Origin of the sequence: Streptomyces sp. NBC_01689, assembly GCF_036250675.1 — a bacterium.
Taxonomy (GTDB): domain Bacteria; phylum Actinomycetota; class Actinomycetes; order Streptomycetales; family Streptomycetaceae; genus Streptomyces.
The window spans coordinates 2385251-2410611 of the sequence record NZ_CP109592.1; the positions used below are offsets into that span (position 1 = coordinate 2385251).

The window sequence follows — 25361 nt, forward strand, 5'->3', positions numbered from 1 at the left end:
CGGGCGGCGGCGGACGGGAGGCGGCTTTCCATGGGGGCTGGACACGATCACGGGCACGCGCACGGCGGGCAGACGACCGGCACCGCCGCGGCGGCGTACCGCGGGAGGCTGCGGGTCGCGCTGTCGATCACCCTGGCCGTCACGGCGGTGGAGATCGCGGGCGCCGTCCTCGCCGACTCGCTCGCGCTCGTCGCGGACGCGGCGCACATGGCGACGGACGCGCTGGGCCTGGGCATGGCCCTGCTCGCGATCCACTTCGCCAACCGCCCGGCCGGCCACAACCGCACCTTCGGGTACGCGCGGGCCGAGATCCTCGCCGCGCTCGCCAACTGCCTGCTGCTCCTCGGTGTCGGGGGCTACGTCCTGTTCGAGGCGGTCCAGCGCTTCGTGACGCCCACGGCGACCGCGGGCGGCCCGACCGTCGTCATCGGCCTGTTCGGCCTGGCCGCGAACACGGTCTCGCTCGCGCTGCTGATGGGCGGCCGCCGCGACAGCCTGAACGTGCGCGGCGCCTTCCTGGAGGTCGCGGCGGACGCGCTGGGTTCGGTGGCCGTCGTCGTCTCCGCGGTGGTGATCATGGCCACCGGCCGGCAGGCCGCCGACCCGATCGCCTCGATCCTCATCGGGCTGATGATCGTCCCGCGTACCTGCAAGCTGCTCCGGGAGACGCTGAACGTGCTCCTGGAGGCGGCGCCCCAGCATGTCGACATGGCGGAGGTGCGCGCCCACATCGTGGCGCTGCCCGGCGTCGAGGACGTCCACGATCTGCACGCCTGGACGATCACCTCCGGTCTGCCGGTCCTCTCCGCCCACGTGGTCGTCGCCGAGGACGTGCTCGACGCCCGCCGGCACGAGAAGGTGCTCCTCGAACTCCGGGACTGCCTGGGCCACCACTTCGATCTGGAGCACTGCACCTTCCAGCTGGAGCCGGACGGACACGCGCGGCACGAGGCACGGCTCTGTCACTGAGCGAGCGGGCGGGACGGGGTGCGGGTCCCGGGCGACGGGCGACGGGCGACGGGCGACGGGCGACGGGCGACGATTGACCGGCTGACCGGCTGACCGGCTGACCGGCTGACCGGCTGACCGGCTGACCGGCTGACCGGCTGACCGGCTGACCGGCTGACCGGCTGACCGGCTGGGGAGGGTGCCCGGCCCCGGCCCCAACCCCCTGGTCGGCCGGGCGGGAAATACCCGAGTGCGGGGCCGTACCGGCCGGTGCTAGCGTGACGGCCGTCCTGGGAGGAGATGGGTCGATGACTGTCGTGTACGCCGCCACCGCGCGCGGCGACAGGTGTGTCCCCGTCCTCCGGGTCCACGGCTGACCCACGCCGTACGGCGTGCTCGGCGGTCCGGGCCCCGCATCCGAAGGTCTGCCCATGCTCCCCGACCACGACCCCTCCCTCGACGCCTCCCACGAGGCCTTCTTCGCCCTGCACCACGGGCTTCCCCGGCAGGGTCCCGGCTCCGACGCCACCACCCGGTATCTGCTCTCGCTCGCCGGTCCGCTTCCGGACCGCCCGCGCGTGCTCGACCTGGGCTGCGGTCCCGGCCGCTCCGCGCTGCTGCTCGCCGAGGAGGCCGGGGCGCGGGTGACCGCCGTCGACCTGCACCAACCGTTCCTCGACGAACTGCGGGCGGCCGCCGAGGCCCGCTCCCTCTCCGCCTCCGTCCACGCCGTGCGCGCGGACATGGGCGAACTCCCCTACGAGGACGGTTCGTTCGACCTCGTCTGGGCCGAGGGATCGGCGTATCTGATCGGCTTCGACACCGCCCTGCGAAGCTGGCGGCGGCTGCTCGCTCCCGGCGGCACGCTGGTGCTCACGCACTGTGCGTGGACGGTCGAGATGCCCTCCGACCGGGCCCGCGCCTTCTGGGAGGACCTGCTGCGCACGACCGCGCAGGACACCCGGGCCGCGCGGGACGCCGGCTACGAGGTGCTCGGCACGGTGCTCCTGCCCGACTCCGACTGGCACGAGTACTACCGGCCGCTCGCAGCCCACGCGGACGCGGCCGACCTCGGCCGGCCGGGCATGGCCGCGGCCGTCGCCGACGCCCGGGCGGAGATCGCCCTGCGCCGCGCGCACGGCAGGGAGTACGGCTACGTCGGGTATGTGCTGCGCCCGGCGGCCGACGCCGGCTGACCCCACGGGCGGGCGGGTTCGCCCCAGGACCCGCCCGCCTGCACTCCCCTGCCCGCCTGCCCGAGACGGTCCCGGAGCCGACGAACCGACCCACCGGACGGCCGGTCCGACGGAGACGCCGACGGCCACGATGCCCCGAGTCCGGTGCCGACGGCGGACCCGGCGCCCTCCGGTGGAACACCCACCCCCCGCGTACGACCCGCCCCCACCGCGTACGACCCGCCCGGTCCGGACGCGGACCGGCCCGGACCCGGGCCGCACGGGCCACCCGGCGTACGCCCCCGTCGCCGTGCGGTCCGTCCGTCATCCGCCGTGCGCTGCTCGTCGTACTCGTCCGGGTCACGGCGTCCGGACCGGGCCGGACCGGGCCGGTGCGCCCGTCAAGGAACCGGGAGGGGAGTGCGAGGCGAACATCTGTCGGCCCCCGTCCTGGACGATTCCCCGTCCGCGGCACCGGGCACGATCAGGTGTCCGGCCACGTCCGGCGCCCGTGGCCGACCGGCCGTCCGTCCCGCCCCCGGAGTCCGGAGCGGGACATGCGGGGAGCCGCGAAGTGCCGGGAGTGCCGGTTTCGTACGGCAGACTTGGGGCTCGAAGACCGATGCGAAGGATGGGTATGCCGATCACACCTGCCACCGCGACGCACAGTTCGTCGAACGGCACCGTTGAAGCGATCTTGCTCGAACTGGTCGACGAGGACGGCAATACGATCGGCACGGCGGAGAAGCTCGCCGCCCATCAGCCGCCCGGACAGCTGCACCGGGCCTTCTCCGTCTTCCTCTTCGACGAGCGCGGACGCCTGCTGCTCCAGCAGCGCGCCCTGGGCAAGTACCACTCCCCCGGGGTGTGGTCCAACACCTGCTGCGGCCACCCCTACCCCGGCGAGGCCCCCTTCGCGGCCGCCGCCCGCCGGACGTACGAGGAGCTCGGGGTCTCCCCCTCGCTGCTCGCGGAGGCGGGTACGGTCCGCTACAACCACCCGGACCCGGAGTCGGGCCTGGTCGAGCAGGAGTACAACCACCTCTTCGTCGGCATGGTGCAGGCCTCGCTGCGCCCCGACGCGGAGGAGGTCGGCGACACGGCCTTCGTGACCGCCGCCGAGCTCGCCGAGCGGCACGAGAAGGACCCCTTCTCGTCGTGGTTCATGACCGTCCTGGACGCGGCCCGTCCGGCGGTCAGGGAGCTGACGGGCCCGTCCGCCGGCTGGTGACGGACCCGCGGGGGCGCTTCCCGGCCGGACCTACCCGACGCCCGGCGTGAGCGGCAGGGCCGCCCAGATCACCTTGCCGCCGCTCGCCGTGTGCTCGACGTCGCACACCCCGCCCGACTCCTTGGTGACCTCTCGTACCAGCAGCAGTCCGCGCCCGCCGGTCTGGCCGTGGTCCGCCTCCAGGGCCGTCGGGCGGTAGGGGTGGTTGTCCTCCACCGAGACCCGCACCCACTCGGCCCCGACGGCGACCTCGACGGCCAGCGTCGGGGACAGCAGCGCCGCGTGCCGGACGGCGTTCGTGACCAGTTCCGAGACGATCAGCAGGAGTCCCTGCACGAGGTCGTCCGAGGCGGGCACCCGCTGCCGTACGAGCAGGTCACGAACCGCGTGTCGCGCCTGCGGCACGGAGGCGTCCACGGCGGGCGCGGTGAACCGCCACACCCCCTCGTACGGCAGCGGACCCGGCGGTCTTTGATCGAGTGGCCCGTCCCCGCCGACTTCGGGACGGGAGCCGGACCCCCGCCCGTGGTTCTCCATCGTCCGGTCGCCACCCTTGCGCTCGATTGTCACCACACGTCGAGTGTGGGAACACGCTGGTCCGGACCCGAGGACTGAACAGAAGTCAGCGATTATCGACGGATTCCGACCGTCGACGCACGAACCGGTCGACCTGGTGACCAGTCCTGCCCCTGTTGTGCCCACTTCGAGAACTATTCGGGTTGTACGGGTTTGCCACCGGGGTCTCCCGGCGGCAAACCCCACCCGCGCCCGGGCGGGGCCCCGGAGGCGCTCGCCCCCTTTCCCGCCCGCGCCGCCCGCACGCCGGCGGCCCGGATAGCATCCGGCGTATGGAGCCGCAGCTGCTGCACAGTGTCGGCGACGGCATCGCCACCGTCGTCATCCACCACCCCGCCAAGCGCAACGCCATGACGGCCGGGATGTGGCGGGCGCTGCCGCCCCTGCTCGACGAACTGGCCGCCGACCCGGGCGTCCGCGCGCTGGTGCTCACCGGCGAGGGCGCCACCTTCTGCGCGGGGGCCGACATCTCGGCCCTGCGGGACTCCGCGGACGAGGCGCAGGGCCTCGCGGTGCGGGCCGAGGACGCGCTCGCCGCCTTCCCCAAGCCGACGCTCGCGGCCGTCCGCGGGTACTGCGTCGGCGGCGGGTCCCAGCTCGCGGCCGCCTGCGATCTGCGGTTCGCGGAGACCGGCGCGCTGTTCGGGGTGACCCCGGCGAAGCTGGGCATCGTCTACCCGGCCTCCGCGACCCGGCGCCTGGTCTCGCTCGTGGGACCCGCCACGGCCAAGTACCTGCTCTTCTCGGGCGAGTTGATCGACTCCGAGCGGGCGCTGCGGACAGGTCTGGTGGACGAGGTGCTGGCGGAGGACGAACTCGACAAGCGGGTCGCGGAGTTCACCCGGGTGCTGGCGGCGCGGTCGCTGCTGACGCAGGCGTCGGCGAAGGAGTTCGCGAACGGACGCACCGACCGGGACGCCCACTGGGCGCGGCAGGCGCGCGGCAGCGGCGACACCGCGGAGGGCGTCGCCGCCTTCCTGGAGCGCCGCCCGCCACGGTTCACCTGGACCACGCCGGATCCCGGCACGGCTAGCGCAGGATGAACCGGCTCCTCCCGCGCAGCTCCTCCACCAGGTGCGCGGGCGCCTTCCGCGGGGATCCCGCGTCGTAGGGCGGCTGCGGGTCGTACTCGGTCAGCAGTTGCACGGCCTGGGCGTGTTCGTCGCCCGCGATCCGCCCGAGCAGGTGGAGTCCCATGTCGATGCCGGACGAGACGCCGGCGGCCGTCACGTACTTCCCGTCGAAGACGACCCGCTCCCCGGTCGGCTCGGCGCCGAACTCCGCGAGGGTGCCGAGGGCGAGCCAGTGCGAGGTGGCCCGGCGGCCGTCGAGGAGCCCGGCCGCGGCCAGCAGCAGCGAGCCGGTGCACACGGAGGTCGTCCAGGTGCTCGTGGCGTCGGCGGCCCGCAGCCAGTCCAGGAGGACCCGGTTGTCCATCTGCGGGGTCTGCCCCGGGCCGCCGGGGACCACGACGATGTCCGGGTGCGGCACCTCGTCGAGGGAGCGGTCGGCGGTGAGCGCCAGATCGCCGGTCTCGTTGCGGACCGGGCCGGTGCGTTCGGCGACGAAGACGGTCCCGGCACCGGGCAGCCTGCCGAGGCTCTCGTAGGGGCCCACCGCGTCCAGGGCGGTGAAGCGGTCGTAGAGGACGATGGCGATCTGCATCGGGGTCCCTTCCCGGTTCAGTGCGTGGGTACGGGGTGGAAACGGCGCCGGTACTCGGCGGGGGCCGCGCCGAGCGCCCGGAGGAACGCGCGGCATGGCCTCCGGGGGTGCCGTAGCCGCAGGCGCGGGATATCTCCGTGACGCCGTCGGCGGTCTCCTCCAGGAGGCGCCGGGCGTGTTCGAGGCGGACCCGGTCGACGTACCGGCCCGGCGTGACGCCGGTCTCCGGCCGGAAGACGCGCGCGAAGTGCCGGGGCGAGAGCCGGGCGCGGGCGGCGAGCGACTCGACGGAGAGGTCCTCGCCGGGGTGTTCGGTGATCCACTGCTGGACCTCGCGCAGCGGCTCGCGTCGGGCCGTCTGCGCGGCGAGCTGGGCGCTGAACTGGGCCTGGCTGCCCGGGCGCCGCAGGAACACGACCAGATGGCGGGCGACGACGAGGGCGGCCTCGCGGCCGAGGTCCTCCTCGACGAGCGCGAGGGCGAGGTCGATGCCGGAGGTGACGCCCGCGGAGGTGGAGACCCGGCCGTCGCGTACGTAGATGGGGTCGGGGTCGGCCCGCACGGCCGGGTGGTCCCGGGCGAGCCTGTCGCAGTACGCCCAGTGGGTGGTCGCGCGCCGGCCGTCCAGCAGGCCCGCCCGGGCGAGCAGCAGCGCGCCGGTGCAGACGGAGACCAGCCGGTCGGCACGGGGACCGTGCGTCCGCAGCCAGTCGGTGAACCGGGGGTCCGGCTGCCGGGTGCCCGGCCCGCCCGGGACGAGCAGGGTGTGCGCGGCGGGCGCCTCGGCGAGGGTGCCGTCGGGGACGAGGGTCAGACCGCTGGAGGTACGGACCGCCACCCCGTGGAGGGAGGCGGTACGGACGCGGTACGCGCCGGCACGCCAGGTCCCGGCGCCCGAGAAGACCTCCGCGGGCCCGGTGACGTCGAGGCTCTGCACCCCGTCGAAGAGGACGACCAGAACGGTTCGCATCTCCTCGATTCTTGGCGGTCGCCACGATGGCCGCAAGGACGGACATCCCACCTTTCCTGCCACCTCCGTGCGGGGCTCCGCGCCCACCGGTTCCCCGCGTACCGACCAGTCGGTAACCTGCGGGCATGACGACTCCTCTGCCCGAGCGCGCCGGACGGCGCTGCCACAACGTCCTCAATCCGCTGCACTCCACCCACTACTTCTCGCCGGACCTGGGCCGCGAGCTCGCCGCGGTCGGCATCGACGACAGCCGGGGCGCGTACTTCGCGGTGCGGGCGGCGGCCATGGGGGCGGTGGGACCGGGCACGGTGACGGCGACGTTCTACAACTTCCGCCACGGACTCGTGGCCCGGCACGTGCCCGCGGTGTGGGAGAAGGCCTCCCCCGGGACGGTGCTGGCGGCACGCGCGCGGGCCGTCGACGCGACGCTGCGCCGGCTGCTCGGCGAGGAGACGCTCGCCTCCAAGGAGATGGCCGAGGCGGCCGAGCTGGCCCTGCGGGCGGCCGAGGCGTGCACCAGGACCGCGCGTCCGCTCTACGCCGCGCACGCGGACCTGCCCGTGCCCGACGCGCCGCACCTCGCGCTCTGGCACGCGGCCACGCTGCTGCGCGAACACCGCGGCGACGGCCACCTCGCCGTGCTGCTCGCGGCGGAACTCGACCCGGTCGAGGCGCTGGTGAGCCACACCGCGACCGGCAAGGGGATGGCCCCGAAGTGGGCGCTGGGCACCCGCGGCTGGTCGCGGACCGACTGGGAGGCGGCGGTCGAGCGGCTGCACGGGCGCGGACTGCTCGACGCGGAGGGCGAGTTGACGCCGTCCGGTGTCGCGCTGCGCCAGGAGATCGAGGCCCGGACGGACCAGCTGGACCGCGCCCCGTACGAGCATCTGGGCGCCGCGGGCGTGGAGCGCCTCACCGAACTGGCGAAGGGACTGCTGATGACGGCTCTCGCGGCCGGCGCGTTCCCCGAGGGCATGACCGGCAAGGGCTGACACCCCCGATCGGCGCCCTGATCCCCCGTTGTCGGTGTCACCTGCCACAATTGCCGCGCAACCTCAGTGGAGAAGGCGGTACGGGATCGTGACGACACCCCTCGTAGGGTCCATCGAAAGCAGGATCGCCGAGGAGCTCGGCGTACGGGAACGGCAGGTCAGGTCCGCCGTCGACTTGCTCGACGGCGGCTCGACGGTGCCCTTCATCGCCCGCTACCGCAAGGAAGCGACCGAGATGCTCGACGATGCGCAGCTGCGCACCCTCGAGGAGCGGCTGCGCTATCTGCGGGAGCTGGAGGACCGGCGTACGGCGATCCTCGAATCGGTGCGCGAGCAGGGCAAGCTCACCGAGGAGGTCGAGGCGCGGATCCGGGGCGCGGAGACGAAGGCGCGCCTGGAGGACATCTATCTGCCGTTCAAGCCCAAGCGGCGCACGAAGGCGCAGATCGCCCGGGAGGCGGGGCTGGAGCCGCTGGCCGAGGGCCTGCTCGGCGACCCGACGGTCGACCCGCTCGCCGCGGCGACGGCCTTCGTCGACGCCGACAAGGGCGTCGCCGACCCGCAGGCCGCGCTCGACGGCGCCCGCTCGATCCTCACCGAGCGCTTCTCGGAGGACGCCGACCTGATCGGCGAGCTGCGGGAGCGCATGTGGACGCGCGGACGTCTGGTGGCCAAGGTGCGGGCCGGCAAGGAGGAGGCGGGCGCCAAGTTCGCCGACTACTTCGACTTCGCCGAGCCCTTCAAGGAGCTGCCCTCGCACCGCGTCCTCGCCATGCTGAGGGGCGAGAAGGAGGAGGTCCTCGACCTGGTCCTGGAGCCCGAGGAGCCCGCCGAGTCCCCGTCCGCCCCTTCGTCGTACGAGGGGATGGTCGCCCACCGCTTCGGGATCGCCGACCGCGGCCGTCCCGCCGACAAGTGGCTTCAGGACACGGTGCGCTGGGCCTGGCGGACCCGCCTGCTCGTGCACCTCGGCATCGACCTCAGGCTGCGGCTGCGCACCGCCGCGGAGGACGAGGCGGTCGACGTCTTCGCGGCGAACCTGCGTGACCTGCTGCTGGCCGCCCCGGCCGGTACCCGCGCGACGCTCGGTCTGGACCCCGGCTTCCGCACGGGCGTGAAGGTCGCCGTGGTCGACGCGACCGGCAAGGTCGTCGCCACCGACGTCATCCACCCCCACGTACCGGCGAACAGGTGGGACGAGGCCGTGGCCAAGCTCGCCCGCCTCGCCAAGGAACACGCGGTCGATCTGATCGCCATCGGCAACGGCACGGCGTCCCGCGAGACCGACAAGCTCGCCGGTGAACTCATCGCCGGCCACCCCGAGCTGCAGCTCACCAAGGTGATGGTCTCCGAGGCCGGGGCGTCGGTGTACTCCGCGTCCGCGTTCGCCTCGCAGGAGCTGCCCGACATGGACGTGTCGCTGCGTGGCGCCGTCTCCATCGCGCGCCGGCTCCAGGACCCGCTGGCCGAGCTGGTGAAGATCGACCCGAAGTCCATCGGCGTCGGGCAGTACCAGCACGACCTCTCCGAGGTGAAGCTCTCCCGCTCCCTGGACGCGGTCGTGGAGGACTGTGTGAACGGCGTGGGCGTGGACGTGAACACGGCGTCCGCCCCGCTGCTCTCCCGGGTCTCCGGCATCACGTCGGGGCTCGCCGAGAACATCGTGGCGCACCGCGACGCCAACGGCCCCTTCCGCTCCCGTACGGCCCTGAAGAACGTGGCCCGGCTCGGCCCCAAGGCGTACGAGCAGTGCGCGGGCTTCCTCCGCATCCGCGGCGGCGACGACCCGCTGGACGCGTCCAGCGTGCACCCCGAGGCGTACCCCGTGGTGCGCCGGATGGTGAAGTCGGCGGGCGGCGGGGTCGCGACCCTGATCGGCAACACCGGTGTGCTGCGCTCGCTCAGCCCGGCCGACTTCGTGGACGACACGTTCGGTCTGCCGACCGTCTCGGACATCCTGAAGGAGCTGGAGAAGCCCGGCCGTGACCCGCGGCCCGCGTTCAAGACGGCCACGTTCAAGGAGGGCGTCGAGAAGATCTCCGACCTGACGTCCGGGATGGTGCTCGAAGGGGTCGTCACGAACGTGGCCGCCTTCGGCGCCTTCGTCGACATCGGCGTCCACCAGGACGGTCTGGTCCACGTCTCGGCGATGTCCAGGACGTTCGTGAAGGACCCGCGGGACGTCGTGAAGCCGGGCGACATCGTCAAGGTGAAGGTGCTCGACATCGACATCCCGCGCAAGCGGATCTCGCTGACGCTGCGTCTGGACGACGAGGCCGCCCCGCAGGACCAGCAGGGCGACGGACGCCCGCAGCGCGGCGGCGGACGGCCTCCGCAGCAGCGCGGGCAGCAGCGTCAGGCGCGCGGCGGCTCGGGCGGCGGGGGCGGTGCGCGGCAGGCCTCGCCGCCGCCCGCGAACAGCGCGATGGCCGACGCGCTGCGCCGTGCGGGGCTCGTGGACCCGAAGAAGGGCAGGCGCTGACCCCGGAGCGGCAGGGCTGAACCACCGGGGAGCAGTGCGGTGGGACCGTCACCGCGTACGTGCCCGCGTCCCGTTCGGGGCGCGGGCACGTACCGGTTCGTTGCGCGGCACGACCCGTCCGTGGCACGGGCACGACCCGTCCGGAGCGCGGGCGCGACCCGTCCGTAGCACGGACACGACCCGTCCGGAGCGCGGGCGCGACTCGTCCGAGATGCGGGCACGGCCCGTTCGGGAGTGACCGTACGGCCGGTTCACGGGTCGTCACCGGCAGGGTGCCGTCGGCGGGTTGTCCGGGAGCGGGGTGCCGGGCCTCCCGGATCGCGTCCGCGCGCCCGCACGGCGTGCGCGGCGCGGACCGCGTGCGCGGCGCGGACGGGGGTGCGGCGAGGGCTGTCGCGAGGAAGCGCGGTGTCCGGGCGGGCCGGTCAGCGCTCCGTCACCTTGCCCGCGGCCACCTCCAGACGGCGCGTGGTGCGGACGGCGTCGAGCATGCGGCGGTCGTGGGTCACCAGCAGCAGCGTGCCCTCATAGCTGTCGAGGGCCGACTCCAGCTGCTCGATCGCGGGCAGGTCGAGGTGGTTGGTCGGCTCGTCGAGGACGAGGAGGTTGACCCCGCGCCCCTGGAGCAGGGCCAGTGCCGAACGGGTGCGCTCACCCGGGGAGAGGGTCGCGGCCGGACGCAGCACATGGTCCGCCTTCAGCCCGAACTTGGCGAGCAGCGTGCGGACTTCGGCCGGCTCGGTGTCGGGAACGGCCGCGCAGAACGCGTCCAGCAGGGACTCGGGGCCGTGGAAGAGCTTCCGGGCCTGGTCGACCTCGCCGACGACGACACCGGACCCGAGGACGGCGTGCCCGGCGTCCAGCGGGACGCGGCCGAGCAGGGCTCCCAGGAGGGTCGACTTGCCCGCGCCGTTGGCGCCCGTGACGGCCACCCGGTCCGCCCAGTCGATCTGGAGCGTGGCGGGCCCGAAGGTGAAGTCGCCGCGATGCACCTCGGCGTCGCGCAGGGTGGCGACCACGGCTCCGGAGCGCGGCGCAGCCGCGATCTCCATGCGCAGTTCCCACTCCTTGCGCGGCTCGTCGACGACGTCGAGCCGTTCGATCATGCGCTGTGTCTGGCGGGCCTTCGCGGCCTGCTTCTCACTGGCCTCGCTGCGGAACTTGCGGCCGATCTTGTCATTGTCGTTGTTCGCCTTGCGCCGGGCGTTCTTCACGCCCTTGTCCATCCAGGACCGCTGCATCTGGGCGCGTCCTTCGAGGGCGGACCGCTTGTCCGCGTACTCGTCGTAGTCCTCGCGGGCGTGCCGACGGGCGGTGTCCCGCTCCTCCAGATACGCCTCGTAGCCGCCTCCGTACAGCGTGATCTGCTGCTGCGCGAGGTCGAGTTCGAGCACCTTGGTGACCGTGCGGGTGAGGAACTCGCGGTCGTGGCTGACGACGACGGTGCCCGCGCGCAGGCCGGAGACGAACCGTTCGAGCCGCTCCAGGCCGTCCAGGTCGAGGTCGTTGGTGGGCTCGTCGAGCAGAAAGACGTCGTAACGGGAGAGCAGCAGCGAGGCCAGGCCCGCGCGGGCGGCCTGGCCGCCGGACAGGGCCGTCATGGGCTGGTCCAGGTCGACCGCCAGTCCGAGGGAGTCGGCGATCTCCTCCGCCCGCTCGTCGAGGTCGGCACCGCCGAGGCCGAGCCAGCGCTCCAGGCTCTCGGCGTAGGCGTCGTCCGCGCCCGGAGCGCCGTCGACGAGTCCCTGGGTCGCCTCGTCCATCACTCGCTGGGCGTCGGCCACACCGGTGCGGCGCGCGAGGAAGGCCCGTACGGTCTCGCCGTCCCGGCGCTCCGGTTCCTGCGGGAGGTGTCCGACCGCGGCGGACGGCGGGGAGAGCCGCAGCTCTCCCTGCTCGGGGGTGAGCAGCCCGGCGAGCAGCCGCAGCAGTGTGGACTTGCCCGCGCCGTTGGCACCGACGAGCCCGATCACGTCGCCGGGCGCGACGACGAGGTCGAGCCCGGTGAAGAGCGAGCGGTCGCCGTGTCCGGCGGCGAGGTTCTTGGCGACGAGGGTGGCAGTCATCAGGACGCCGATCCTAACGGCCCGGCCGACCGTCCGAGGACCCCGGATTCCCGGCGCCGCGGACCCGTGGGCGGGTCCTGCCCCGGGTCCGCCCGCGACCGAGCCACACACCGACCGAGCCACACACCGACCGGGCCGCACGACGACCAGGCCGCGTGTCCGCCGAGCCGTACGTCCGCCCGGCCCGAGCCGTACGTCCGCAGGGGGTGAGCGCGGCGGGGGCTGGTGCGCTAGCGTCCCGAGGCGTGGAGAACGCTCGGGGCGACGACGTGATCGTGGTGGGCAGCGGTGTCATCGGGCTGACGACGGCCGTCGTCCTGGCCGAGCGCGGCCTGCGGGTGCGGGTGTGGACGCGGGAGCCCGCCGAGCGGGCCACCTCCGCGGTGGCCGGCGCGTTGTGGTGGCCGTACCGCATCGAGCCCGAGGAGCTCGTCGGCGCATGGGCGCTCGCGTCGCTCTCCGTGTACGAGGAGCTGGCCGCGCGACCGGACATCACGGGCGTGCGCATGGCCGACGGCGTCCTGGCCGGGGCCCGGCTGGACGGTCAGGCCCCTTGGGCCGCCCGGGTACCGGGGCTGCGCGCGGCCACGGCCGAGGAGTACGCGGGGGTCGGGCTGCGCGCGCGACTGCCGCTGATCGACATGCCGGTGTATCTGCGCCGGCTGTGCGAGAGGCTCACCGCAGCCGGCGGAACCGTCGAGATCCGGACGGTGACCGACCTCGCCCGGGTGCCGGCGCCGGTCGTCGTCAACTGCACGGGGCTGGGGGCACGGACGCTGGTCCCGGACCCGGCCGTCCGGCCCGTGCGGGGACAGCTCGTGATCACGGAGAACCCGGGGCTCGACTCCTGGATCGTCGCCACCGACGACGTCACCGGGACGAGTACGTACGTCTTCCCGCAGCCGGACCGGCTGGTGCTCGGCGGGACCGGCGACGAGGACGACTGGTCGCTCACCCCCGACCCTGCGGTGGCCGCGGCCATCATCGAGCGGTGCGGCGCCCTGCGCCCGGAGATCGCGGGGGCGCGCGTCCTCGGTCATCTGGTGGGGCTGCGGCCGGCGCGCGCCTCCGTGCGACTGGAACGCGAGGTACGGGCAGACGGGCCGGTCGTGGTGCATCACTACGGCCACGGCGGCGCGGGCGTCACCGTGGCCTGGGGATGCGCCCTGGAGGCTGCCGCGCTCGTCACGGACGGGGATCGGGTCACGACGCCCTGAACCGCCCGGGATACGACCGGGGCCGTACCGGTGAGTGACCGGTACGGCCCCGGTCCGGGTCCGGGGTGCCGTCAGTGGCGGTCGCCCGGGATCCGGCGGGCGGTGCCCGGATCGCGTACGCCCTCGTGGACGGCCGGGCCGGCGGCCCTGCCGGTCCCCGCGGTCGCCCTGCCGAAGGCCTCGGCCCCTCCGACCACCGGGACCCGCGCCGAGGTTCGGGCCAGGTCGAGTGTCAGGCTCGGGGTGCTCGACGGCGGGTCGATGAGATCCCGGTCGGTGCCGGCGACGATCAGCGCGAGCCGGTGGCCCGCCGGCACGACGTGGTCGGTGGGGGCCAGGTCGAGCGTGATCGTGTAGGCCTTGCCGGGAATCAGGGGTACTCCCTTGCGCGGCGAGGCGGAGGTGCCCAGGTCGGCCCAGCCCCGGCTGAGGACGGTGGCGTCGACGGCGGTCGTCGCCGCCGCGGTGACCTTGTAGCAGGAGCTGTCGCCCGCGGTGCTGGCTCCCCAGCAGGTCCGGTCGGTGAGGGTGGTGATGCCCTCGCCGCCGCCCGCGTAGTCCCGGATGGTGTCGGCGCCGAGGTCGACCAGGACCGCGCTGAGGTGGGCGGTGGAGGTGGTCGGCGTCGCGGTGACCGTCACCGCGGAGGAGCCGGACAGCCGCAGGTCCTCGGTCAGCGGCCTGGTGACGAACCCGGCCTTCTCCGCGGTGGACCGGTCGACGTGGGCCGCCCAGTCGGTCTCGCTCAGGGACGGGTCGTCGGTGAACGTCTCCGTTCCGGAGCCCTTGCGCAGTCCGAGGGTGCCGACGCCCTGCTGGGCGCCGGTGCCGGGACGGAGCGTGGTCGTCCGGGTGGAGCGGGGCGGCCAGACGGACGTGGTGACCCACTGGTCGGGATGGCGTTCGATGTCCGCCATGGGGGCGCGGTCGATCCCGTTGTCGTAGCCGAGGAGTTCGTGGTCGAACCAGCGGTGCAGGGTGTCGACCCAGGCGCCGCGGCGGTAGTCGAACGGGTCGACGTGACCGGTCTGGGAGAGCCAGATCTTGCGTTCGACGCCGTGCTTGGCGAGGGCGCTCCACCACTGGCCGAAGTTCTTGGTGCGGACGTTGAGGTCCTGCATGCCGTGCACGAGGAAGACGCTGGCCCGGACCTTGCCGGCGTCCTTCACGTAGTCGCGCTCGGTCCAGAACGGCGTCCAGTCGCCGGTGCGCGGGGCGCCCGCGACGATCTTCTGCTGGACGGCGGCGCACCTGGCCCGGGCGTCGGGACTGTCGACGTAGTCGGAGAGCCAGTCGGGGCCCGAGTCGTAGAGCGGGGCGCCCTGGGCGAAGTAGTAGTCGTACCAGGAGGAGATGGCGCTGATCGGCACGATGGTCTTCAGACCCTCGACGCCGGTGGCCGCGACTCCGTTGGCGATGGTGCCGTCCCAGCTCTTGCCGATCATGCCGGTCCGGCCGTTGGTCCAGGTGGCCCTGGCCCGGTCGGCGCCGGTACGGGTGGTGTAGGCCCTGGCCCGGCCGTTCAGCCAGTCGACGACCGCTTTCGCGGACTGGATGTCGGAGCGGCCCCCGACATCCACGCAGCCGTCGGAGCGATTGGTTCCGGCCAGGTCGACGCCGACGACCGCGTAGCCGCGGGGTACGAAGAAATTGTCGTAGAAGAGGGGCATCTGGACGACGTCGCCGTGGGCGTCGTACGTCTTGAGCTGGCTCTCGTTGCCGCGTCCGCAGCAGGAGTAGTACGGACTGGCGTCCATGATCACGGGCACCTTGCGGCCCTGCTGGGCGGGTTCCCGGGGTCGCACGATGTCGACGGCGACGCGGTCGTTCCTTCCGTCTCCGTCGCCGTCGAGGCCGGTGTCCACCCAGACGGACTCGCGGACGGCGTTGTCGTAGGAGTAGACCGGGGCGCTCTCCCGCACGGCGGCGTGCGCGGCGGCGGGGGTGAGGAAGGCGGCCATGAGTGCGGCCGTGGCCACCGTCGCGAGCGATCTCCAGGTCGTGAAGCGCCTGCGGCGCGCTGGTATCGGCATGCGCGGACGGTACCCCGGTCAACTCCTGTGCAAAAGGGGGCACTTGGAGGGCCGGTGGAAGAAGGCCCCGGGACGGGCCGAAGGGGTGCGGGCCGCCCGCGAAAGGTGTCGGCCGAATGGCGATCGTGTGACAGGGGTGGCCATGGACACGATCGGGGTCACAGGGACTCAATAGGCTCCGAACAGACTTTGTGCCCCCACGACTTGGAGCTTGACGTGCATCGCAGACTCATCGCCCCGGGCGCGCTCGCCGCCGCCCTGCTGCTGGCCGTCCCGGCCTCGGCGGCGGACTACACCCCCGGGGCGCCGGGCATCGGCGACCCCTACTACCCGGCCTACGGCAACGGCGGGTACGACGTCTCGCACTACGACCTCCGGCTCACCTACCGGCCCACGACGGACGAGTTGGAGGGCACGGCCACCCTGTCGGCCACCACCACACAGGACCTCTCACGTTTCGACCTGGACTTCCTGCTGGACGTGAGCGAGGTGCGGGTCAACGGCGCGAAGGCCTCGTTCGCCGCCTCGGGCCGGCACGAGCTGGAGATCACGCCGGCGACCCCGCTGCCGAAGGGCACGCCCGTCACGGTGGTGGTCCGCTACAGCGGAGTGCCCTCGACGAAGAGCGCCTACGGTTTCTCGACCTGGCACCGCACCCCGGACGGCGCCGTCGCGGCGGACGAGCCCGAGTCGGCGTGGTGGTGGTACCCGAGCAACGACCACCCGAGCGACAAGGCGACCTACGACGTCTCGGTGGCCGTGCCGGACGGCACCCAGGCCATCTCCAACGGCACGCTCCAGTCGTCGAGTTCGCGGCTGGGCTGGACCCGCTACAACTGGCGCTCGAACAAGCCGCAGGCGACCTATCTGACCACGCTCGCGATCGGCAGGTTCGACCTCACCACCGGGACGACCTCCGACGGGGTTCCGGTCGTCAACGCGTACAGCAAGGACCTCGGCGACAACGACGGGGCCGCGCGGGCGAGCGTCGAGCGGACCGGGGAGATCGTCGACTGGCTGACCGGCTACTTCGGGCCGTATCCCTTCAACTCGGTGGGCGGTTACGTCCCGAACACCACCACCGGGTACGCGCTGGAGACGCAGACGCGCGTCTACTACAGCCCCCGGCAGTTCGCGAACGGCTCCAACACCTCTGTGGTCGTTCACGAGTTGGCGCACCAGTGGTACGGCGACGACGTGTCACTGGCCGGGTGGAAGGACATCTGGATCAACGAGGGCTTCGCACGGTACGCGCAGTGGCTCTGGTCGGAGCACGAGGGCGAGGGGACGACACAGGAGCTCGCGGACTACACGTACGCGTCGCACCCTGCGGACGACGTCTTCTGGACCGTGAAGCCCGGTGACCCCGGCCCGGACAACCAGTTCGACACCGCCGTCTACGACCGCGGGGCGCTGGCGATCCAGGCGCTGCGCGACGAGATCGGGGACGACGCGTTCTTCACCGTGCTGAAGGGGTGGCCGAAGCAGCACCCGTACGGGAACGCCACGGTCGAGGACTTCCGCACGTACGCCGAGGCGGTCTCCGGCCGGTCCCTCGCGGGCCTCTTCGACACCTGGCTGTTCCAGCCCTCGAAGCCGGCCGGACCCGCGGCGCGGGGCGTCTCGCTCGCCGGGGCGCGGACCGCGAAGACGATTCCGGCGCGGCCCAGGTCGTGGAAGAAGATCGAGGCGACCGACTCCGTGCACTCCGGCTGAGCGCGGCCCGGCGGCCCGCCGGGGTCCGGTGCGCTTTTCGGTCGGCCGTCCGTCCCGTCCGGGGCGGGCGGCCGACCGGCCGGCCGGCCGGCCGTCGCAAGGTGTGCGAGCCGTCCCGGACACGGGCGGCCCCCCGCGGGTCCGGCGACCGGGCCCACGCGGTGACGACAGGATTCAGCCGCCCTGTTCCGCGGGGGCGCCGAGTCCCTCCCCCACGATCCGGCTCACCAGGTTCGAGGCCAGTTCGGACACCGATATGCGCAGTTCGACCTCGGCGGCCGCGCGGTCGGCGTCGTTCCGGGCACGGTCCCCGGCCGGGGCGGCGTCGTGGGCGCGCGGCGCGGCCTGCCGGGTCTGGAGGTTCACGACAGCGGCCTGGGACGGGACCCGCGGCCGGATCCGGACGGTGTCGCGCGGGGCCTCGGCCAGCAGCGCCTCGGTCTGGGCGCGTTCACGTTCGGCGCGGGCGCGCACGGCCTCGGACCGCTCCCCGGTGCAGTCGTCCGCGTCGCGCCGCGCCGTGAGCAGCCGGTTCACCCGGGGCAGGGCACGGGCGACGAGCAGGCCGACGAGGGCGACCAGCGGCAACGCGAGCAGCAGATCCCGAACCTTCGGGTCGAGCGGGCCGATCGGGTACGGGACGCGATCCATGACCGTGATGTACCCGCTCACCGGTACGGACCAAGCCCGCGCCCGCCACAGTTGGCCGAAATCGACAACCGGCCACGCTCCAGGACCGTCCCACGCGGCGGTCACCCGCCGTGGCGGTCTCCCGTCGTGGCCGTCACCCGTCGTGGTCGTCACCCGTCGTGGCCGTACACCGTCACCGCGATCCCCCGTGCCGCCAGCCGCCCGGTCACGAGGGGCTCCACACGCGCCCAGGTGCCGCCCGCCAGGCCGCAGCCGATGCGGGGCATGTGGTGGACGGAAGCGTCGAGCCCGGCCGCCCGGTCCGCGAGCCGTCCGAGCGCCGTGTCGATCGCCTCGTACCGGACGGGCACCCCCTCGCCGCGGCTCCGGATGCCCCGTTGGCCGATCAGGTTCGCGACCCACAGGGACGGCTCGACCTGGACGAACTGAGCGGCACCCAGCCCGAAGTCGTTGGATGCGCGGCCGCGGTACCCGGCGCGGTAGGCCCTCTCGGGCTCCGGCCGGCGACGAGAGAGCGCGAGCACGAAGCCGCGTCCCCAGCCCCCGATGTCGTTGCAGACATGAGCGATCAGCCTGACGCCGCCCGCCGACGGAACGGTGGCGTCACCCCGGACATACGTGATCTCCGACATGACGCCACCGTAGAAGCGGGGTCTGACAACGCCCGCGGTACGACCGCCGGGCGGCGGGCCGCTACCTCGTCATACCGCTGAGCTCCTCCTCCGCGGTCCTCTCGACCCGGCGGCGGACCGCGAACCAGCCGCCGACCAGCAGGGCCGCGATCACCGGGATGAGCAGCAGGGTCTTGCGGCCGACCTCCGGGTCGTCCCACATCAGGGCGAGCACGGACAGCAGGAAGAGGATCGTCACGGTCTCCGTGACGGGGCTGCCGGGGAGGCGGAAGGACGGACGGGTGAGCAGGCCGGCCCTGGCGCGGCGGACGAAGACCAGGTGGCAGATCATGATGATCACCCAGGTGCTGATGATGCCCAGCGACGCCACGTTCAGGACGATCTCGAAGGCCTGGTCGGGCATGAGGTAGTTGAGGACGACACCGAGCACGCACACCGCGCAGGTGAGCAGGATGCCGCCGTAGGGCACCTGGCTGCGGTTCATCCGGGCGGTGAACCGGGGCGCGGAGCCCGCGGTCGCCATGGAGCGCAGGATGCGTCCGGTGGAGTACAGGCCGGAGTTCAGCGAGGACATCGCCGCGGTGAGCACGACCAGGTTCATGACGTCACCGGCGCCCGAGACACCGATCTTCGAGAGGACCGTGACGAAGGGGCTCTCGTCGGCCGAGTAGACCGAGCCGGGGAGCAGCAGCGCGAGCAGCACGACCGAGCCGACGTAGAAGAGGCCGACGCGCCACATGATCGAGTTCACCGCGCGCGGCACGACCTTCTGGGGCTCGGCGGTCTCGCCGGCCGCGACACCCACCAGTTCCAGGGCCGCGTATGCGAAGATCACGCCCTGCATCACGAGGACGACCGGCATCAGGCCGTGCGGGAGGAGGCCGCCGTGGTCGGTGATGACGCTCAGACCGGGCTTGCGGCCGTCCACGTCGTGCTGGGTGGCCAGCAGGAAGATGCCGACCAGCATGAAGGCGACGAGGGTGGCGACCTTGATGATCGCGAACCAGAACTCCATCTCGCCGAAGATCTTGACCGAGATCAGGTTGACGGCCAGGACCACCGCGAGGGCGATCAGGGCCAGCACCCACTGCGGGATGTCGGTGAAGAAGCTCCAGTAGTGGGTGTAGAGCGCGATCGCGGTGATGTCGGCGATACCGGTCGTCGACCAGTTGAGGAAGTACATCCACCCGGCGACGTAGGCGCCCTTCTCGCCGAGGAACTCTCGCGCGTACGACACGAAGGACCCGGAGGAGGGCCGGTAGAGGACCAGCTCGCCGAGGGCGCGCACGACGAAGAAGGCGAAGGTTCCGCAGACGAGGTACGCGATCGCCAGCGCGGGGCCCGCGGTGTGGAGGCGGCCGCCCGCGCCCAGGAAGAGTCCGGTGCCGATCGCGCCACCGATGGCGATCATGTTGACGTGGCGTGGCTTGAGGGCCTTGCTGTAGCCGGCGTCGCCCGCGTCCGCGGGCGGGCGGGCGGCGTCGGTACGGGATGCGGTGGCCTTGGCCGTGTCTACGGCGTCCTTGCTCACGGGTGGATCCACTCTCTGGTGCGCCCGGCGCACTGTGCACGCGGGTCCGGACATGTCGCGGCCCGTACCTCCCCTGTCGCGGCACGGACCAAGGAGCCACCTTCCCCACGAGTCCGCGCGTACGCGATGGCACACCTCACATCGCGGAACATCTCACATGTTGATCAACAACGTCTCCGTCGCAGGTCAGGAGGTGTACAGCTGCTCTATCAGGTCCCCGTAGCGCTCCCGCACCACTTCCCGGCGCAGCTTCAGCGAGGGCGTGAGCTCGCCTGTGGCGGGGCCCCATTCCCGGTCGAGCACGCGGTAGCGCCGGATCTGCTCGGTGCGGCTCAGGCGTGCGTTCGCCCGCGCCACCGCCCCGGCTACCGCCTCCGCCAGTTCCGCCGGGGATCCCACCGCCGCGGGGTCCGGGACGAGCAGGGCCACCAGGTAGGGGCGGCCGTCGCCGTGGACGTAGGCCTGGTCGACGACGGGGTGCTCCTTGAGCGTGTTCTCCACGTGGGCGGGCGCGACGTTCTTGCCCGTCGAGGTCACGATCATCTCCTTCTTGCGGCCGGTCAGGAGGAGGAAGCCGTCCTCGTCGATCCGTCCGATGTCGCCGGTCGCGAACCAGCCCTCCGCGTCGCGGGCGTCCTCGACCGTGCCGTCCTCGCGCAGATAGCCGTCGAAGACGGTCGCGCCGCGCACCAGGATCTCGCCGTCCGCAGCGGTGCGCAGCTCCAGGCCGTCCAGAGGTCTGCCGACCGAACCGCGGCGGAACGCGGCCGGACCGTTGGTCGTGGCGACGCCCGTCGTCTCGGTCAGCCCCCAGGCGTCCATGATCACCAGTCCGAAGCCCGCCCAGAAGTCCGCCACGTCCGGGGCCAGCGGAGCCGAGGCGCTCGCCGTCCACACCAGGCGGTCGAATCCGGCGAGGGCGAGGACCGGGTCGAGCACCCGCTCCTTGGCCGTCCGGTACGCCTGCTCCAGCTCGGCGGACGGCTCCTCCCCCCGTTCCCGGCACGCCACGCGCGTGCGGGCCGTTTCCCTGGCCGCGTCCACCGCCTCCCGGCGCGCCGCCGGGAGCCCCGCGAGGACCGTCCGTACGGCCGCGGCGAGCTTCTCCCACACCCGCGGGACCCCGAAGAACTGTGCCGGGCGCAGCTGCCGGGCAACCGCCCCGACCTGCGCCGGATCGGGGCACAGGTACACGTGCGAGGCGCGGAGGACCGGGAGGTAGATGCCGAGCATGCGCTCCGCGATGTGCGCCAGGGGGAGGTAGCTGAGGTGCTCGACGTGGTCGGGGAGCTCGACCAGGCGGTTCAGGGCCTGCGCGTTCAGGACCACGTTGCGGTGGGTGACGCGTACGCCTCTGGGCTCACCCGTGGTGCCCGAGGTGTAGACGACGGTCAGCGGGTCGGTCGCGCGGGTCTCGCGCCAGGCCTTCTCGAAAAGGTCCGTCCGCTCCCGGGCGTCCGCCCCGAGGAGTCCTCTCTTCTCCAGCACCCCGCCGTTCTTCTCCAGGACGCCCAGGCTCCCGAGCGGCCCGAGGATCTCGTGCTCCTTGAGGGACGCGTACGTCCGGTGCGGTCCCGCCTCCGCCGCCTCGGCCACCACCAGGCGCTCCAGCCGGGTGTCGGCGTCCGTCAACAACGGTTCCCAGAGGGCGAGTTCGCGGGCGCCCTCGACGACCGCGAGGCGGGCGCGGCTGTGCCGGGCGATGTGGGCCACCTGTCCGGGCGCCGCGGTGCCGTAGACGGTCACCGGGACCGCGCCCAGGTGGGTCAGGGCCAGGTCACTGAGCCAGTGTTCGGGGCGGTTGGTCATCATCATCAGGACGTGGTCGCCGCGCTCGACGCCCAGTGCCGCGTATCCGGCGGCCAGTGCGGCCGCCTCCCGGCGCACCTGACCCCAGCCGAGCGTGGTCCAGCCGGCCGCGGCACCGGTGCGCCAGGACAGGGCCGGGAGGTCCGCGTGGTCCTCGGCGTTGCGCAACAGCAGGGCGGGGAGCGTGAGTTCGGCGGGGTCCCCGGGGAGTCGCAGGATCTTGGTCATGACCGCCTCCTGGCGCCATCGGCTCGGCAATGCGCGTCCCGGCCGTCCTGCCGGGATGACGGATGAACGTACGGAGCGTGCCGGTGGTTCCACGGAGCGTGTCGATCGGGAACCGCTCCGGACGCTTTCACCACACCGGTGAGACAGCAATACTGTTGCACCTGATCGCTGCACCACCGAAAAGGCGGGGACCTGCCATGACGACGGACACCGAGGGGCCCTCGCTCACGGTCGACGAACTGGCCGCGCGCGCGGGCGTCACGGTCCGTACGGTCCGCTTCTACAGCACCAGGGGTCTGCTGCCGCCGCCCGTCATCGGTCCCCGCCGGGTGGGGCACTACAGCCAGGAGCACCTGGCCCGGCTGGCGCTCATCGAGGAGTTGCAGCGCCAGGGCATGACCCTGGCCGCCATCGAACGTCATCTGCGTCAGCTGCCGTCCGACCTGAGCGCGCGTGATCTCGCGCTCCACCGTGCGGTGGTGGCCTCCTGGGCGCCGGACGCGGTGGAGGACGTGACGCGCGAGGAGCTGGAGCGGAGGGCGGGCCGGCCGCTGGACGAGGAGCATCTGGAACGGCTCGTGGCGATGAACGTCGTCGAGCGGGCCGGGGACTCCTTCCGGGTGGACCCCGGGCTGCTGGGACTCGGTGTCCAGCTCCTCGACGTACCGCTGGCGCACGGGACGATTCTCGCGGCGCAGGGCGTCCTGCTGGAGCACTCGCGGGCCGTGGCCCACGAGCTGTCAGCGCTGCTGCGGGAGGCGGTGGGCCGGCACGAGTCCGCGGCGGCGGTGCGGTCGCTGTCGGCGCACATGCAGCCGCTGGTGGTGCAGGCACTGCTGACCACGTTCCAGCGTTCCCTCAAGCGCGAGCTGCGGGAGTGGCTGGAGGAGTCCTGAGCCGTCGGGGTCCTGAGTCTTCGGAGTCCTGGCGCCCTTGGAGTCCTGCACCAGGAGTCCCGCGCCGAAGGAGTCCCGCACCGTCGGGACGGCGGACCCGTCCGGATCACGGATCCCCTGTGGCCGTGGAGCCGCCAGGGCCGTGGAGCCGGTCGGGTCCAGCGCCCCCGCGTGCGCCGGGTGGTGCGTACCCCCGGGGGCGGGAGCCGGATCGCCGGTCGGCGTCCGGTTCCCGCCCCCGGGGAGCGGGAGCCAGGCACCCCTCAGGGGCGGTCGTGGTGAAGGTCGTTCCGGTGACGGGTCACTGTCCGGCGGACGACGCCGTGCCCCGCCCGTCGCCGAACCGCTCGCCCTTCTCCGCCTTGTCGACGAGCAGCGCGGGCGGGGTGAACCGCTCCCCGTAACGCTCGGCGAGTTCCCGCGCGCGGGCCACGAAACCCGGGAGACCTCCCTCGTAGCCGTTGATGTACTGCAGGACACCTCCCGTCCAGCCCGGGAAGCCGATGCCGAAGACGGACCCGATGTTGGCGTCCGCGACGGAGGTCAGCACGCCCTCCTCCACGAGCCGGACGGTGTCCAGCGCCTCGGAGAAGAGCATGCGCTCCTGCATGTCCCGGAACGGGATCTCGTACCCGGGCTTGGTGTAGTACTCGCGCAGTCCCGGCCACAGCCTGCCGCGGCTGCCGTCCTCGCCGTACTCGTAGAAGCCGGCGCCGCCGCTGCGTCCGGGGCGGCCGAACTCGTCGACCATGCGGTCGATGACCGCCTCCGCCGGGTGCGTCTGCCAGGTGCCGCCCGCCTCCTCGACGGCCTGCTTCGACTCCTTGCGGATCTTGCGCGGCAGGGTGAGCGTCAACTCGTCCATCAGGGACAGCACCTTGGCCGGGTAGCCCGCCTGCGCCGCGGCCTGCTCGACGGAGGCGGGCTCGATGCCCTCGCCGACCATCGCGACGCCCTCGTTGATGAAGTGGCCGATGACGCGGGAGGTGAAGAAGCCGCGCGAGTCGTTGACGACGATCGGGGTCTTCTTGATCTGACGCACCAGGTCGAAGGCGCGGGCCAGCGCCTCGTCCCCGGTCCGCTCGCCCTTGATGATCTCGACCAGCGGCATCTTGTCCACGGGCGAGAAGAAGTGCAGTCCGATGAAGTCCTCCTGCCGGTCCACGCCCTCGGCGAGCACGGTGATCGGCAGGGTCGAGGTGTTGGAGCAGAGCAGGGCGTCGGGCTCGACGACGCCCTGGATCTCCTGGAACACCTTGTGCTTGAGCGAGGTGTCCTCGAAGACGGCCTCGATCACCGCGTCACAGCCGGCCAGGTCGTTCGGGTCGGCGGTGGGGGTGATGCGGGCGAGGAGCGCGTCGGCCTGCTCCTGGGTGGTACGGCCGCGGGACACGGCCTTGGCGCAGAGCTTCTCGGAGTACGCGCGGCCCTTGGCCGCCGCCTCCGCGGACACGTCCTTGAGGACGACGTCGATACCGGCCCGGGCGCACGAGTAGGCGATCCCCGCGCCCATCATCCCGGCGCCGAGGACGGCGACCCTGCGGACCGGCCGCGGCTCGATGCCCTGGGGTCGGTTGGCTCCGGAGTTGACGGCCTGGAGGTCGAAGAAGAACGCCTGGATCATGTTCTTCGAGGTCTGGCCCGCGGCCAGCTCGACGAAGTAGCGGGCCTCGATGGCCTGGGCCGTCTCGAAGTCCACCTGGGAGCCCTCGACGGCAGCCGCCATGATGTTGCGCGGGGCGGGGTAGGGGGCGCCGTTCGTCTGCTTGCGCAGGTTGGCCGGGAAGGCGGGCAGGTTGGCCGCGAACTTCGGGTTCGACGGGGTTCCCCCGGGGATGCGGTAGCCGGGCTTGTCCCAGGGCTGCTGCGACACGGGGTTGGCGTCGATGAACGCGCGGGCCTTGGCGAGCAGTTCCTCCGGGGTGGCGGCCACCTCGTGGACGAGGCCGTTGTCGCGGGCGCGCGTCGCGTTGTACTGCGTGCCCTGGAGGAGGACCTTCAGGAGGGCGTCGGCGATGCCCAGCAGGCGTACGGTGCGGACGACTCCGCCGCCTCCGGGGAGCAGGCCGAGCGTGACCTCGGGGCAGCCGATCTTGGTGCCGGAGGTGTCGAGGGCGACCCGGTGGTGGCAGGCGAGGGCGAGCTCGAACCCGCCGCCGAGGGCCGCTCCGTTGATCGCGGCGACGACCGGCTTGCCGAGGGTCTCGATACGGCGCAGGTTGCGCTTGATGGCGAGGCCGCCGTCGAAGAGGTCCTGGGCCGTCTCGGGCGTGACCCGGATGAGGTCGCGCAGGTCGCCGCCCGCGAAGAAGGTCTTCTTGGCGGAGGTGAGGATGATGCCCCGGATCGAGTCCTTCTCGGCTTCGAGCCGGTCGGTGACCGCGGCGAGGGAGGCGCGGAACGCCGCGTTCATCGTGTTGGCCGACTGGTTGGGGTCGTCGAGGACGAGGGTCACGACGCCGGTCTCGTCCTGTTCCCAGCGGATGGTGGTGGGCTCAGTGCTCATCAGGGGTGCTCCGTTAGATGCGTGGGTCCGGTGATCC

General features: G+C 72.8%; 18 protein-coding genes and 1 pseudogene. 9 read left to right on the forward strand and 10 right to left on the reverse strand.

The window, feature by feature from the left end:
* Positions 1–30 precede the first annotated feature (30 nt).
* From OG776_RS10155 to idi, 3 genes are all read left to right on the forward strand, one after another.
* Positions 31–969 carry a cation diffusion facilitator family transporter gene (locus OG776_RS10155; protein ID WP_148012178.1) on the forward strand — a complete coding sequence of 313 codons (939 nt, stop codon included), beginning with the start codon at positions 31–33 and terminating at the stop codon, positions 967–969.
* 410 nt (positions 970–1379) lie between these two features.
* A complete protein-coding gene (locus OG776_RS10160) occupies positions 1380–2144 on the forward strand; it encodes a class I SAM-dependent methyltransferase (protein ID WP_443077247.1) in 765 nt (254 codons plus the stop codon).
* A 616-nt stretch (positions 2145–2760) separates the two neighbouring features.
* The gene (idi, locus tag OG776_RS10165; protein WP_148012179.1) at positions 2761–3354 is read left to right on the forward strand and encodes an isopentenyl-diphosphate Delta-isomerase; all 594 of its coding nucleotides are present in this window, start codon (positions 2761–2763) and stop codon (positions 3352–3354) included.
* Positions 3355–3384: 30 nt separating this feature from the next.
* Here idi and OG776_RS10170 read toward each other — a convergent pair whose 3' ends face one another.
* Positions 3385–3891 carry an ATP-binding protein gene (locus tag OG776_RS10170; protein WP_148012229.1) on the reverse strand — a complete coding sequence of 169 codons (507 nt, stop codon included), beginning with the start codon at positions 3889–3891 and terminating at the stop codon, positions 3385–3387.
* Between the two features lie 311 nt (positions 3892–4202).
* On the opposite strand from OG776_RS10170, the gene OG776_RS10175 reads away from it, so the two are divergent.
* Positions 4203–4973, forward strand: a complete 771-nt coding sequence (locus OG776_RS10175; protein ID WP_148012180.1) for an enoyl-CoA hydratase/isomerase family protein — start codon at positions 4203–4205, stop codon at positions 4971–4973.
* On the opposite strand, the gene OG776_RS10180 is transcribed toward OG776_RS10175, so the two are convergent.
* Entirely contained in the window at positions 4960–5595 is a 636-nt protein-coding gene (locus OG776_RS10180) for a DJ-1/PfpI family protein (RefSeq protein WP_329320196.1), read from the reverse strand. The genes OG776_RS10175 and OG776_RS10180 overlap by 14 nt on opposite strands.
* A 17-nt stretch (positions 5596–5612) precedes the next feature.
* Positions 5613–6565 (reverse strand): annotated as a pseudogene (locus tag OG776_RS10185) (GlxA family transcriptional regulator).
* A 125-nt stretch (positions 6566–6690) separates the two neighbouring features.
* On the opposite strand from OG776_RS10185, the gene OG776_RS10190 reads away from it, so the two are divergent.
* Both OG776_RS10190 and OG776_RS10195 read left to right on the forward strand, forming a co-directional pair.
* On the forward strand, positions 6691–7557 hold the full coding sequence (locus OG776_RS10190; protein ID WP_329320198.1) for an SCO6745 family protein: 867 nt from the start codon (positions 6691–6693) through the stop codon (positions 7555–7557).
* 88 nt (positions 7558–7645) lie between these two features.
* The gene (locus OG776_RS10195) at positions 7646–10039 is read left to right on the forward strand and encodes a Tex family protein (protein ID WP_148012183.1); all 2394 of its coding nucleotides are present in this window, start codon (positions 7646–7648) and stop codon (positions 10037–10039) included.
* A 425-nt stretch (positions 10040–10464) separates the two neighbouring features.
* Here OG776_RS10195 and OG776_RS10200 read toward each other — a convergent pair whose 3' ends face one another.
* Positions 10465–12105 (reverse strand): ABC-F family ATP-binding cassette domain-containing protein, encoded by a 1641-nt coding sequence (locus OG776_RS10200; protein WP_148012184.1) that lies wholly within the window; start codon positions 12103–12105, stop codon positions 10465–10467.
* 245 nt (positions 12106–12350) lie between these two features.
* On the opposite strand from OG776_RS10200, the gene OG776_RS10205 reads away from it, so the two are divergent.
* On the forward strand, positions 12351–13322 hold the full coding sequence (locus OG776_RS10205; RefSeq protein WP_410093258.1) for an FAD-dependent oxidoreductase: 972 nt from the start codon (positions 12351–12353) through the stop codon (positions 13320–13322).
* Between the two features lie 71 nt (positions 13323–13393).
* Here OG776_RS10205 and OG776_RS10210 read toward each other — a convergent pair whose 3' ends face one another.
* On the reverse strand, positions 13394–15355 hold the full coding sequence (locus OG776_RS10210) for a Xaa-Pro dipeptidyl-peptidase (protein WP_329320201.1): 1962 nt from the start codon (positions 15353–15355) through the stop codon (positions 13394–13396).
* Between the two features lie 216 nt (positions 15356–15571).
* Here OG776_RS10210 and OG776_RS10215 point away from each other — a divergent pair, with 216 nt between their 5' ends.
* Complete coding sequence (locus tag OG776_RS10215; RefSeq protein ID WP_148012186.1) at positions 15572–17071, forward strand: M1 family metallopeptidase; 1500 nt, start codon at positions 15572–15574, stop codon at positions 17069–17071.
* Between the two features lie 174 nt (positions 17072–17245).
* On the opposite strand, the gene OG776_RS10220 is transcribed toward OG776_RS10215, so the two are convergent.
* The 4 genes from OG776_RS10220 to OG776_RS10235 form a co-directional block, all read right to left on the reverse strand.
* On the reverse strand, positions 17246–17722 hold the full coding sequence (locus tag OG776_RS10220; RefSeq protein ID WP_148012187.1) for a hypothetical protein: 477 nt from the start codon (positions 17720–17722) through the stop codon (positions 17246–17248).
* 149 nt (positions 17723–17871) lie between these two features.
* Positions 17872–18354, reverse strand: coding sequence for a macro domain-containing protein (locus OG776_RS10225; protein WP_329320204.1), 483 nt, complete (start codon positions 18352–18354; stop codon positions 17872–17874).
* A 61-nt stretch (positions 18355–18415) separates the two neighbouring features.
* On the reverse strand, positions 18416–19885 hold the full coding sequence (locus OG776_RS10230; RefSeq protein WP_329320206.1) for an amino acid permease: 1470 nt from the start codon (positions 19883–19885) through the stop codon (positions 18416–18418).
* Between the two features lie 186 nt (positions 19886–20071).
* Positions 20072–21922 carry an AMP-dependent synthetase/ligase gene (locus OG776_RS10235; RefSeq protein WP_148012190.1) on the reverse strand — a complete coding sequence of 617 codons (1851 nt, stop codon included), beginning with the start codon at positions 21920–21922 and terminating at the stop codon, positions 20072–20074.
* Positions 21923–22119: 197 nt separating this feature from the next.
* Here OG776_RS10235 and OG776_RS10240 point away from each other — a divergent pair, with 197 nt between their 5' ends.
* On the forward strand, positions 22120–22818 hold the full coding sequence (locus OG776_RS10240) for a MerR family transcriptional regulator (RefSeq protein ID WP_187285860.1): 699 nt from the start codon (positions 22120–22122) through the stop codon (positions 22816–22818).
* A gap of 301 nt (positions 22819–23119) precedes the next feature.
* On the opposite strand, the gene OG776_RS10245 is transcribed toward OG776_RS10240, so the two are convergent.
* Positions 23120–25324, reverse strand: coding sequence for a 3-hydroxyacyl-CoA dehydrogenase NAD-binding domain-containing protein (locus OG776_RS10245; RefSeq protein WP_148012192.1), 2205 nt, complete (start codon positions 25322–25324; stop codon positions 23120–23122).
* Positions 25325–25361 lie beyond the last annotated feature (37 nt).

Bases quoted from the DNA above. Each gene is read 5' to 3' on its own strand.
- OG776_RS10160 (WP_443077247.1), top strand. From the start codon at position 1,380: ATGCTCCCCGACCACGACCCCTCCCTCGACGCCTCCCACGAGGCCTTC.
- OG776_RS10240 (WP_187285860.1), top strand. From the start codon at position 22,120: ATGACGACGGACACCGAGGGGCCCTCGCTCACGGTCGACGAACTGGCC.
- OG776_RS10235 (WP_148012190.1), bottom strand. From the start codon at position 21,922: ATGACCAAGATCCTGCGACTCCCCGGGGACCCCGCCGAACTCACGCTC.
- OG776_RS10190 (WP_329320198.1), top strand. From the start codon at position 6,691: ATGACGACTCCTCTGCCCGAGCGCGCCGGACGGCGCTGCCACAACGTC.
- OG776_RS10180 (WP_329320196.1), bottom strand. From the start codon at position 5,595: ATGCAGATCGCCATCGTCCTCTACGACCGCTTCACCGCCCTGGACGCG.
- OG776_RS10225 (WP_329320204.1), bottom strand. From the start codon at position 18,354: ATGTCGGAGATCACGTATGTCCGGGGTGACGCCACCGTTCCGTCGGCG.
- OG776_RS10200 (WP_148012184.1), bottom strand. From the start codon at position 12,105: ATGACTGCCACCCTCGTCGCCAAGAACCTCGCCGCCGGACACGGCGAC.
- OG776_RS10220 (WP_148012187.1), bottom strand. From the start codon at position 17,722: ATGGATCGCGTCCCGTACCCGATCGGCCCGCTCGACCCGAAGGTTCGG.
- OG776_RS10155 (WP_148012178.1), top strand. From the start codon at position 31: ATGGGGGCTGGACACGATCACGGGCACGCGCACGGCGGGCAGACGACC.
- OG776_RS10210 (WP_329320201.1), bottom strand. From the start codon at position 15,355: ATGCCGATACCAGCGCGCCGCAGGCGCTTCACGACCTGGAGATCGCTC.
- OG776_RS10245 (WP_148012192.1), bottom strand. From the start codon at position 25,324: ATGAGCACTGAGCCCACCACCATCCGCTGGGAACAGGACGAGACCGGC.
- idi (WP_148012179.1), top strand. From the start codon at position 2,761: ATGCCGATCACACCTGCCACCGCGACGCACAGTTCGTCGAACGGCACC.
- OG776_RS10170 (WP_148012229.1), bottom strand. From the start codon at position 3,891: ATGGAGAACCACGGGCGGGGGTCCGGCTCCCGTCCCGAAGTCGGCGGG.
- OG776_RS10175 (WP_148012180.1), top strand. From the start codon at position 4,203: ATGGAGCCGCAGCTGCTGCACAGTGTCGGCGACGGCATCGCCACCGTC.